Annotated in this window: 7 protein-coding genes and 2 pseudogenes; 7 read left to right on the forward strand and 2 right to left on the reverse strand. The window is 57.2% G+C overall.

Annotated elements, in window-relative coordinates:
- From tssK to D8V06_RS14280, 6 genes and pseudogenes are all read left to right on the forward strand, one after another.
- Positions 1–1,332, forward strand: coding sequence for a type VI secretion system baseplate subunit TssK (tssK, locus tag D8V06_RS14255; RefSeq protein ID WP_130931172.1), 1,332 nt, complete (start codon positions 1–3; stop codon positions 1,330–1,332).
- A gap of 5 nt (positions 1,333–1,337) precedes the next feature.
- On the forward strand, positions 1,338–2,231 hold the full coding sequence (gene icmH, locus D8V06_RS14260; protein ID WP_130931173.1) for a type IVB secretion system protein IcmH/DotU: 894 nt from the start codon (positions 1,338–1,340) through the stop codon (positions 2,229–2,231).
- Positions 2,231–5,712 (forward strand): annotated as a pseudogene (gene tssM, locus D8V06_RS14265) (type VI secretion system membrane subunit TssM). The gene icmH and the pseudogene tssM overlap by 1 nt, the downstream one beginning before the upstream one ends.
- A complete protein-coding gene (locus D8V06_RS14270; protein WP_130931174.1) occupies positions 5,712–6,440 on the forward strand; it encodes a PP2C family serine/threonine-protein phosphatase in 729 nt (242 codons plus the stop codon). Before tssM ends, D8V06_RS14270 begins: the two are co-directional and overlap by 1 nt.
- Positions 6,441–6,454: 14 nt before the next feature.
- A pseudogene (locus tag D8V06_RS14275) lies at positions 6,455–7,339 on the forward strand (serine/threonine-protein kinase); the annotation flags it as partial.
- A 119-nt stretch (positions 7,340–7,458) separates the two neighbouring features.
- Complete coding sequence (locus D8V06_RS14280) at positions 7,459–7,836, forward strand: hypothetical protein (protein ID WP_056854182.1); 378 nt, start codon at positions 7,459–7,461, stop codon at positions 7,834–7,836.
- A gap of 324 nt (positions 7,837–8,160) precedes the next feature.
- On the opposite strand, the gene D8V06_RS14285 is transcribed toward D8V06_RS14280, so the two are convergent.
- Positions 8,161–9,042, reverse strand: coding sequence for an alpha/beta hydrolase (locus tag D8V06_RS14285; protein ID WP_130931176.1), 882 nt, complete (start codon positions 9,040–9,042; stop codon positions 8,161–8,163).
- Between the two features lie 130 nt (positions 9,043–9,172).
- Here D8V06_RS14285 and D8V06_RS14290 point away from each other — a divergent pair, with 130 nt between their 5' ends.
- Positions 9,173–9,757 (forward strand): ABATE domain-containing protein, encoded by a 585-nt coding sequence (locus tag D8V06_RS14290; protein WP_056854180.1) that lies wholly within the window; start codon positions 9,173–9,175, stop codon positions 9,755–9,757.
- Positions 9,758–9,876: 119 nt separating this feature from the next.
- Here the strand turns inward: D8V06_RS14290 and D8V06_RS14295 are convergent.
- Positions 9,877–10,810 (reverse strand): HDOD domain-containing protein (locus D8V06_RS14295; protein WP_130931177.1); only part of this gene is annotated, 934 nt, incomplete at its 5' end.

A 10,810-nucleotide genomic window follows, 5' to 3' on the forward strand; every position in this document is an offset into this window, starting at 1 on the left:
ATGAACTTCCATAAAGTCATATGGCAGGAGGGAATGTTGCTGCGTCCGCAGCACTTCCAGCACAACGATCGATATCTGGACCATCAAATAAAGTCCCGCACTCAGTTACTGGGAAGTTTCACCTGGGGGTTCCTGAGCCTGGAAGTTGATTCGCAGTTTCTCAATATGGGCAAACTGGTGGTCAACCGTGCCTCGGGAGTCCTGCCGGATGGCAGCCTTTTTGAAGTGGGTGGCAGCACTCAACCGCTGGTGCTGGATGTTCCTGTGAATACCGGCAATACAGCGATTTATCTGGCGTTGCCTCTGGTGACCGGCAACCACATCGAAGCCCGCCGTCAGGAGCAGACGGATGTGTTGGCGCGATATGTCGCGTATGAGCGTGAGGTTGCAGACTCCAATGCCGGTGACGGTGGTGCAAGCCAGGTCAAATGCGCTTGCCCAGACTTTCGCTTACTGCTTGGCGAGCAGCAAGACGATCAGGGTTTTGTGAGATTGAAAATCTGCCGGGTCCTCGACACCACGCCCGACGGGGTCATCAGTCTCGATCCGGATTTCGTACCGACATACATCCAGATGCACTCATCGAGCTACTTGCTGTCGTGCTTGAAAGAGGTGATCAGCATGCTCGGCCACCGGGGTGACACCCTTGCTGAAAGGATCCGTTCGAATGGGAAAGTGGGAGGTGCGGAGGTCGGCGATTTCATGATGCTGCAATTGATCAATCGTACTGAGCCGTTGTTGCGTCACTATCTCAGTCTGCAACATGTTCATCCGCAGGAGTTGTATTGCACGCTATTGACCCTGCTGGGCGAGCTGGCGACTTTTTCCAGCGACAGTAAGCGTCCGCGAGCGGATATCCGTTATGAACACAGTGACCAGGGTGCGAGTTTTCGCAGGCTGATGGAGGCGATCCGTCAGGTGCTGTCGATGGTGCTGGAGCAGCATGCCATCGAGTTGCCGATGCAGGCGCGTCAGTACGGGATCATTGTTTGCCCTCTGCATGACACCCAATTAGCGGGTTCGGCTTCGTTCGTGTTGGCTGCCAGTGCCGACTGCGACAGTGAAGAGCTGCGCCATCGATTGCCCGCGCACCTCAAGATCGGCACGGTTGAGAGCATCCGCCAATTGGTCAATCTGCATTTGCCGGGTTTCAAAATCAGACCCTTGCCCGTGGCACCGCGTCAGATCGCCTTTCACGCGAACAAAACCTATTTCATTGTTGAACTCGGCTCCGAAGACCAGGCACAACTCGAACGCTCTGGTGGGTTCGCGTTTCACGTCAGCGGTGAATTCGCGGAGCTGGAATTGAAGTTCTGGGCCATCAGGAATTGAGCGACATGATCAAGGACATGCAATACGCCCAGGATGACAAAACTGTCCTGCTTGACCGTCTCGGCCGTGGCCCGGCACACGGGCCACTGACTGATTCGGTGGCCCCACCGAAATTCGAGCAACTCGAAGACCGCATGATCTACGCCGCTCGGCAGGCGCCGCAGGACACCTTCAAAGTCAGCCGCAACGCATTGGTGGCGTCGGCATCATGCCTGCTCTCGGAAGTGGTGCGGCTCAAGCATTGCGCTAACGGTGAAGACCTGCCCAACCTCAATCGGCGGTTGAGCGCGGCAGTGGAGCGCTTTGCGGTCAGCGCATTACGTGCCGGTGTCGAAAGCAGCCAGGTTTCAACTGCACGTTATGTGCTTTGCACGGTGGTGGATGAGGCGGTGGTGACGACTGCATGGGGCAAGGAAAGCGAGTGGTCACAAATGAACCTTCTCAGCAGGTTTCACAATGAAACCTCTGGTGGTGAAAAATTTTTCCAGCTGCTTGATCGATTGTCGAAAAACCCGGTCAAGCACCTGTCGTTGCTGGAACTGATGTACCTGTGCCTGTCGCTTGGATTCGAGGGTAAATATCGAATTCAGGCGCGCGGTCTTGTGGAACTTGAAAGTCTTCGTGATGCGCTTTTCCGGCAGATTCGCCTGTTGCGTGCAGATGTTCCATACGAACGGGCAACTCGCAGCGACGGCAACGATGAAGGCAAGCGGCAAAAACTTATTCATACCGTGCCGTGGTGGACGATGGCGCTGATCACCGTGATTTGCCTGATGGTGATGTATTCGGGATTCGCCTGGGTCTTGAGTGAACAGCGAGCTGTCGTTTTGCAACCGCTCCAGCAAATTGACCAGGCCGCGATTCGATCGCAGCTTCAACCATGGAAGGGCCGCGAGTGATGACAAGTTTGTTCGCAAAAGCCGGCGCCTTTCTGCGCAAAACCTGGGTGTGGAGTCTGCTGTCGGTTCTGTTGGCTGCACTGCTGGTCTGGTATGTCGGGCCACTGTTGGCGATAGATGATTTCAGATTCTGGGAAAGCCCGACGTCTCGCTTGCTGAGTATCAGTGTGATGTTTCTGGTATGGGGGCTGACCATGGTTTACGTCAGCTGGCGCAGCGGTGTCCAAAAACAAGTCGAGGGGCGCGAGCAGGGCGTGGATCGTGCGCTGATCGAGCAGCGAATTGATGAACAGCGCCGGGATCTGAGAGCGCGGTTCAAGGACGCGGGTAAAATTCTCAAGACATCGAGTTTCTATCGCAAACACAGCGAGCGGGGGCGACGCGATTTGCCGTGGTACTTGCTGATCGGCCCTCAGGGCAGCGGCAAAACCACACTGTTGAATGTTTCCGGGCTGGAGTTTCCCTTCAACCAACTTGATCGTAAATTGATTGATCAGCCGCAGGAGGCACGCCCTTGCGACTGGTACTTCGCCGAAAGCGGCGTACTCATTGATACGCCCGGACGCTACCTCACCCAGCCGGATGTCGACGTTGATGCTGACGGTTGGGCCACGTTGCTGGGATTGTTACGCAAGCGCCGCCGGACCCGCCCGCTCAATGGTGTTCTGGTCACTCTCCCGGTGCAAATGCTCCTTGCTCATGACTCCGAAGCTCTTCAGATGCTGGCGCGTAATGTGCGTGCACGTTTGCAAGAGGTGCAGCAAACACTGCATATCGAGCTGCCTGTCTATCTGGTTTTGAGCAAGGCGGACCAGCAGCCTGGCTTTGATGAGTTCTTTGATCAGCTGAGTCGGGATGAAAGTGATCAAGTGCTGGGTGTGAGCTTGAGCAAAAAACCGGGCACGGCTGATCCGAGTGCAATACGTATGGAGTTCGAAGCACTGCTGCATCGGCTTGATGGCCAAGTGATCATGCGCATGCATCAGGAGCGCGACCCTCTTTGTCGAGGACGTATTCTCGACTACCCGCATCAACTGGGATTGGTCGGCGAGGGCCTTTGCCAGTTCATTGAAATGGCTCTGCGCAGTCAGGGCGAGAGTACATTTCGCGGTTTCTACTTCACCAGCGCCACTCGATCAGCAAAACCGCTCACGTACAGTGGCGTGAACAACGATGGAACGGCTGCGCTCGTTGGTTATCCACGGTTCATCAACCCTCTGTTCAACCAGGTCATTTTTCCCGAGGCAGGTTCTGTACAACTGGACAAACGTGAGCAAAGCCTTGTTTGTTGGAGGCAGCGAACGCTGTACATGACATCGCTCGCGGCGTTGAGCCTGTTCGGTTTGTGGTGGGCCGGCGGGTTTTCGGCCAACCATGAGCGACTGGAAAGCCTGCGCACACTGGTGCAAACCTGGACACATCAGCGATCGGCGTTGACCCCTCAAGATAACGTGCTGTCGGTTCTGCAAAACCTTGATGCCATTCATGCTGCGTCTCGGGTATTCCCAATCGCCAGCGACGTTTCATACTTGGAGCGTGGTGGTTTGTATCAAGGCGAAGCTGCCAATCCAGTGATCATGAAAGCCTACGAGCGTGAGCTGGAATCGCACCTGCTGCCATCGGTGGCGTCGCAGTTGGAAGATCAGATTCGCAGCCGCCCGGTGGACCGTGAGCATTTGCTCAATAGTTTGCGTGCATACCTGATGCTGAGTCTCAACGATCGCCGTGACACGGTATGGCTGAAAGATTGGATAGCCAGCGATTGGTCCCGCCGGTACCCCGCAAACAACTCCGTGCAAAGCAGCCTGGAAGGACATCTCGAACGCTTGCTGAAGCAACCATTCAGTTTCCCGCTTAACGATTCATTGATCGTTCAGGCGCGGCAAATACTACGCAGCGAATCCATGGCCAACGTGGTTTACCGGGCGCTTCGTGATCAGGCTCGAACGCTTCCCGAATACCACCTGGATCAACATTTGGGACCACAAAGCGATCTGTTGACGGGTAGCCATGCCACGATCCCCGGGTTCTACACCCTGAACGGCTATCAGCAGTATTTTTCGGTACAAGGTGGCGCGCTGGTCACGAATATTTTGCGCGACAACTGGGTGTTGGGTGAGAGCTCGCAGGTCAGTGCCGTGGAACTGCGGCGCTTGAGGGTCGAACTGGAACAATTGTATTTTCGTGATTACGCCAACGTCTGGGGCGATGCCATCGGACGGATCGCATTGAAACCAATTGATGACGCCGCGGGCGCTGCCGAACAGTTAGCCAGCATGACGTCTGCCAATTCCCCTGTGCTACAGCTGCTGGTGCAAATTCGCGACAACACGCGCATTCCTTCGATCGCCGACAGCCTGGATGAAGCGGCGACATCATCGCTAAAGCTTACGAGTGGTAATTTGGGCAAACTCGCTGCCGCCAAGGTTCCGAAGGCTTCCGGGACATTGGTCGGTGATTTGCCCGATACGGCGAGAAAGGCGTTGCAACGTCGTTTCGAACCCTTGCATCGTTTGCTGGATGCCAACAACGGCCCGAGTGCTGAATTGACTGCGGTACTGCACGCGCTCAATGAGCTACAGACGCAGTTGGCGAGTCTGGCTCGGGCCGGCACTCCGGACCAGGCGGCGTACGAAATGGCCAAGGCACGCATGGGTAGCCAGCGAGATGCGCTGAGCATTTTGCGAACGGCATCCGGTCGTTTGCCGCGTCCGGTCGGGACCTGGTTCAACACGATTGCCGAAGACACTTGGCGTCTGGTGCTCAATGACGCTTATCGATTCGTCAACCAGCGTTATCAGACTGAGCTGTACAACTTCTACGGCAAGTCGATCAACAAGCGATATCCATTCAGCGCCCACAGCTCCAGTGATGTGGCGCTCAGCGACTTTCGCGAGTTCTTCAGGGCGCAGGGCCTTGTCGACAGTTTTTTTGACAATTACATGCGTCCATTTGTGAGCGGCGTGCCGGGTAGTTATCGTCTTAAAACCGTTGATGGACAATCACTGCCTATCTCCCGGGTTTATCTCGATCAGATGGCCTCTGCACACGTGATCCGCCAGAGCTTTTTTGCCGAAGATCCTTCCGAACCGCAAGTACGATTCAAGCTGGAACCTTACTCGCTGGATCCCGCCATCAGTCGTGCCGAGTTCAGGTTTGGCGACAAGACCATGGAGTACCGACATGGGCCGATCATCGCAGCCTCATTCAAATGGCCTGTCGATGCCGAAGATGGACGCACAAGCCTGGTGCTCGACACAATGGTCGGGCGTCCGATAGGGATCGAGAAAAACACGGGACCCTGGTCGTTGTTCAGACTGCTGGACCTGATGCAGACCGAGTATCTGATCGGTCGTGATGTGTTGGTACTCAAAGCTGATCTGGGCGGCTGCGCGCCAACTACCTGCTCATGAGTCAGCGCGCACCTAATCCGTTCGACATGGGTGTGCTCCGTACTTTCCGCATGCCGATGCAACTCTGATGTCGAAGAGTGGCGTCTGGCGCAGTGTTGCGCGCACCGATCCCGGGAAAACCCGAGCGCGCAATGAAGATGCTTTCCTGGATGATCCGGACAAGGGTTTGTGGGTCGTCGCGGATGGAATGGGCGGGTATCAGCGGGGTGACATTGCCAGCCGGTTGATCGTCGCCAGTCTCGCCGAATTGCCGGAGCGCAACGATTTCGAGGAACGGGTCCAAGGAGTACGTCAGTGCCTGCTGTGGCTCAATCGCCGCTTGAGTCAGGAGTTGACCGTGATTGCCGGGCGTCATGACGACACCATCGGCAGCACCGTGGTGGCGTTGCTGATCGAAGGCACCCGCGCCGTCTGTATCTGGGCTGGTGACAGTCGTTGTTACTTGTGGCGCGAGCAACGGCTGTATCAGTTGACCAAGGACCATTCGCTGCGGCAGCAACTGATCGACGAACAGAAAATGGACGACCGACAGGCCTTGGTTCAACCACACTCGACCGCGTTGACGCGTGCAGTAGGCGCCAGCGAGCATCTGACCCTTGATGTGCTGGAGTTTGTGGTGCATCCCGCCGATGCGTTTTTGTTGTGCAGTGACGGTTTGTATCAAGGCTTGAGCAGTGAAACCTTGGGCCGTGCCTTGGACCGTCCCACGCCGGGGGCCGCGTTGGCGCACTTGTTCGAGCATGTGTTAGACGGTCCGGCACGGGACAACCTGACCGGCGTGGTTATTCGCCAATGAACGAGGTCGGGGAAAATATGCTGGGCGGGCGATATTACCTCGAACGTCTGATCGGTGCCGGCGGGATGGGGGTGGTGTATCGCGCACGGGATTTGTTGCAGGAACAGTTCGGTGATCCCGAGCCCCATGTCGCGCTGAAAATGCTCAGCGATGAATATGCCGATTGCCTGGACGCCAGTGCCCTGCTTTTCAGTGAGTTTGCCCTGACCCGGCGTGTGCAACACCCCAATGTGCCCCGTTTGTTCAGTTTCGAGGTGGATACCCGGCAAAAAAGGGCTTTCATTACGATGGAGCTGATGAATGGCCTGACCCTTGATAAATTGCTTTGCGAGCGCCCCTTGGGATTGCCGTGGTCAGAGCTGCAAGGCATCGCGCTTCAATTGCTTGATGCATTAGCCCATGCCCACAGTCGTGGCGTGCTTCACGGTGATATCAAGCCGAGCAATGTGATGCTCAGCGAGGAAGGCGTTCGGTTATTCGATTTCGGTTTGGGGTTGGCCAAGGAGGGTGTATTGCCCGGCCTACCAAAACTGAGCCGTCATTGCTTGCATGCCTGGACCCTTGGTTATGCTGCCCCGGAATTGCTGGATGGCTCACCACTGACGGTCAGCGCCGACGTCTACTCGGTGGCGTGCGTGATCTATGAACTGGCATGTGGCAAGCACCCTTTGCGTCGAGTGCCTTCAAATCAAGCCCGTGATGCGGGTTTGAAAATCGAGCCTCTGAGTACCAGGCATCTGCCCAGACAGTGTTGGACCTCCCTGAAAACAGCATTGGATCTCGACCCTTCGCAACGCCCTCTCTCGGTGTCCCCACTGCGTCAGGCCTTTGCTGGTGCCCGTGATTCAACGTTTTTACCGGCGTGGAGAGGAAAGTTTTTCAAAGGGTTCCGCCAATGACTTGGTAGTCATCAACGCCAAAAACAGGCTGATCTTCTTCCAACGTATCGCGATAGTGGCGTTATCACCCAAAATCGCTACACTGCGCCAGCCGTTCATTTTTCTTTTGAGGCTTGCGCATGAAATTTCGTTTTCTGCTGTGGATGATGGGTTTGTTGATGGGCAAGGCCAGCCGAACCAATCCTGCGTTTCAGCAGCAGTTGGGTGACAAGGAACTGGTGTTTCAACTACAGACCCTGGACGGGAAAGTGGCGCGGCATTTCCGCGTGAAGGACCAGCGCATCACCAGCCAATCGGGTGTGCACGCCGAACCTGCTTTCGCCATTGCCTTCAAAGACGCCGCCTACGGCTTCGCCACGATGCAAGCGAAAAACAAGCAGTTGGCGTTCATGACAGGGATTCAGGACAAGTCGATCCAGATCAAGGGCAACCCGGCGCTGGTGATCTGGTTTCAGGGGCTGACCAAGTATTTGAGGCCGAAGAAGGCGAAGGCTTGAAGGCACAAGGTCTTGAGGTCTTGCGGGTAGCTCCAGCGAGAAATATGCTTGAGGGTAGTCCGAGCGCCTGGTCCATCCATCGGTGTTCGAACTGAACAATCGCTCGCATCAGTGCGAGCCGTGGACATGAAGCGAGCACGATCAAAGCCGCCGTTGACCAGAGACTGATATCGGCCAGAAGCCGACTATCGTGAGAGGGGGCGGCTGTTATAGGTCTGCCGAATTAATATGCTCACTGTAATACGTTTCGTTTGATCCCACAGTCATGCATTGGACAACAGGCACTGCCGACGCCCACCACGGTGCGCGTCGACAGTGCACATCTCAATTGATGTGGTTGCCCACTACTTCAACAATTCGCTGAGCGATATGTTTGACATGGGTCTCTAGCGCAAAGTGACCCGTATCCAGCAACTCCACCACCGCATTCGGATTGTCGCGCGTGTAGGCCTCAGCCCCTGTCGGAATGAAGAACGGGTCGCCCTTGCCCCAGATCGCCAACGTCGGCAACTTTGTATCGCGGAAGAACTGTTGAAACGCCGGATACAGCTTCAGGTTGTTCTGGTAGTCGTAGAACAGGTCCAACTGAATGTCTTTGTTACCCGGCCGTTCCAGCAACAGCGCGTCCAGATAGTAAGCCTCGGGGGCGATGAGATCCGGATTGCTCACCCCTTCCACGTACTGCCAGCGGGTGCCTTCCAGATGCAGGATGGCATCGTTGATCACCTGCCGATTGGTCGGCGACGGGTCTGCCCAATACTTGCGGATCGGTGCCCAAGCCTCCCCCAGACCTTCGAGATAGGCATTGCCGTTCTGCGAAACAATCGCGCTCACCCGCTCCGGATAGGCCAGCGCCAGGCGCAGGCCGGTAGGCGCGCCGTAGTCGAAGAAGTACATCGCATAACGATTGAGTTCCAGCACATCGACAAACTGGCGAATCGTCTCGCCGATGGCATCGAAGGTGTAGCGGTAATTGCGCTGCGCCGGAACCTCGGTGAAGCCGAATCCCGGCAGATCCGGCGCGATCAGCCGGTACTTGTCCGCCAGCAGCGGGATCAGGTCGCGGAACTGGTGCGACGAGCTGGGGAATCCGTGCAACAGCAGCAGCACTGGTGCATCCGGAGCGCCCGCTTCTCGGTAGAAAACCTCGACGCCATCGGCTTCGACGGATTTGTAGGCAACCTGGATATGTTGAGACACGGTCATGGCTTTGCCCTCATGTAACTTGTCAAATTGAATTTTACCGGTTACCCGAATGTATTCTGCACAAGGCATGTAACTAGTCAAATAATTTTTATAGGTTACAATCTGCGCATCGGCTCAACCGGACATTGTCATGACCGCCTCCCCCATCGAACCGCCCACACCCCTGATACTGGCCGACCATCCGGCGCTGGACCTGTTGAACACACAAATGATGGTCGACGGTCAGCGCCGCGATCTGCTGACCAGCGATGCCGACGCGGCGCAGTGGCTGGAGCAGATCGGCTTCGGACCGGCGGATGAGATGGTGGTGGGTGACGGGCAATTGCTCGCCCGATTGCGCACGTTGCGCGACTGCATCGAAGACCTGCTCGCCGCTCGCCGGGAGAATCGCGTGGCGGACCCGTCGGCACTCAATACCTTTCTGCTGCAAGCGGTGCCGCAACTGGTCTGGGAGGAAGCGGGCGTCCCGCTGCTCGATCGCTTCCGACAGGCTGACGCCACTAACCAACGCCTTGGCCGCCTGGCCTACACCGCCGCCGAGCTGCTGGCCGAAGGTGATTTCAGCCTCGTGCGCAAATGCGAAAGCGCGGACTGTTCATTGATGTTTTACGACCGCACTAAGTCGCACAAACGACGCTGGTGCAGCATGGCGCTGTGCGGAAACCGGCATAAGGTCGCCGAGTTCCGCAAGCGGCGTCAGGGGGGAGCGGACTGAAGTTGGCGAGGCTGTCCGATCAGTGCAGATGCTGTCCGACCCATTGGGCAACGGTGAAGACTGTCGCTCCCACAGGCACTGCGCAAATCCTGTGGGCGCGTGGCTTGCCCCCGTAGCTTTTAAGGCTGGGAAAATTGCGAGGCCAGTTCGCGCAGCAGCACTTCGGCTTCGAGGACTTTGCTGACCACGTCGTTGGCCTTGTCGCGGCTCAGGCCGAGGCGTTCGAGCAGGGCTTCGGGGATGTCTTCGTCGGGGCCGGAGCCGATGCCGCGGCTGCGCAGCAGGCGTACTGCCAGGCACACCAGGTTCGGGTACTCGGCGTAGTTGCCGTCGTAGGCCGGGTCGTGCTGGAAGCGTAGCGCGGTGGCCAGTTCTTCGGGCATGTCCCAATAGCGCATCAGCCACGAGCCGATCTGTTCACGGCTGATGCCCAGCAGGTGTTGTTCGATGTAGCTGTGGCACAGGTGCGGGTTGACCTCCAGGTGACGGCAGATCAGCGAAAAGTGCGGCGGGAACACGTGGGCCAGCAGTAGGTAGCCGAAGTTGTGCAGCAGGCCGGCCAGGTAGGTCAGGCCGGCTTCCGGGCGCTGGGCGCGTGGCATGGCGCGGGTCAGGCCTTCGATGACGGCGGCGGTGTAGATCGATTGCTGCCAGTACGGCGTGCTGTGTTGCGGACGATCTTTGGGCAGGCTCAGGGTTTTGCCCAGGGCCAGGCCCAGCGCCAGGTTGATCACCAGATCGAAACCCAGTACCCGGACGATGGCGTCTTCTACCGAACGAATCTTGCCCGGCGAGGCGTAGTACGGCGAGGCCGCCCAGCTCACGACTTGCGCGGCCAGTGCCGGGTCGGTTTCGACCACGCCGGTGATGTCGTCGATGGTGGCGTTGGGGTCGACGCGCAGCTTGATGATTTTTTGCGCGGTTTCGGCCAGTGGCGGAATTTCGATGGTCGCTTCCAGGCGTTGCTGGATGCGTCGCGCGGTGAACGCTTGAACGGCCTGGGTGATTTCCTCGCGGTCATCGTCGGGGCGGTCGAGGTTCGGGCGGATGCTG

This window comes from Pseudomonas sp. Sample_24, from assembly GCF_004307605.1.
Lineage (GTDB): Bacteria > Pseudomonadota > Gammaproteobacteria > Pseudomonadales > Pseudomonadaceae > Aquipseudomonas.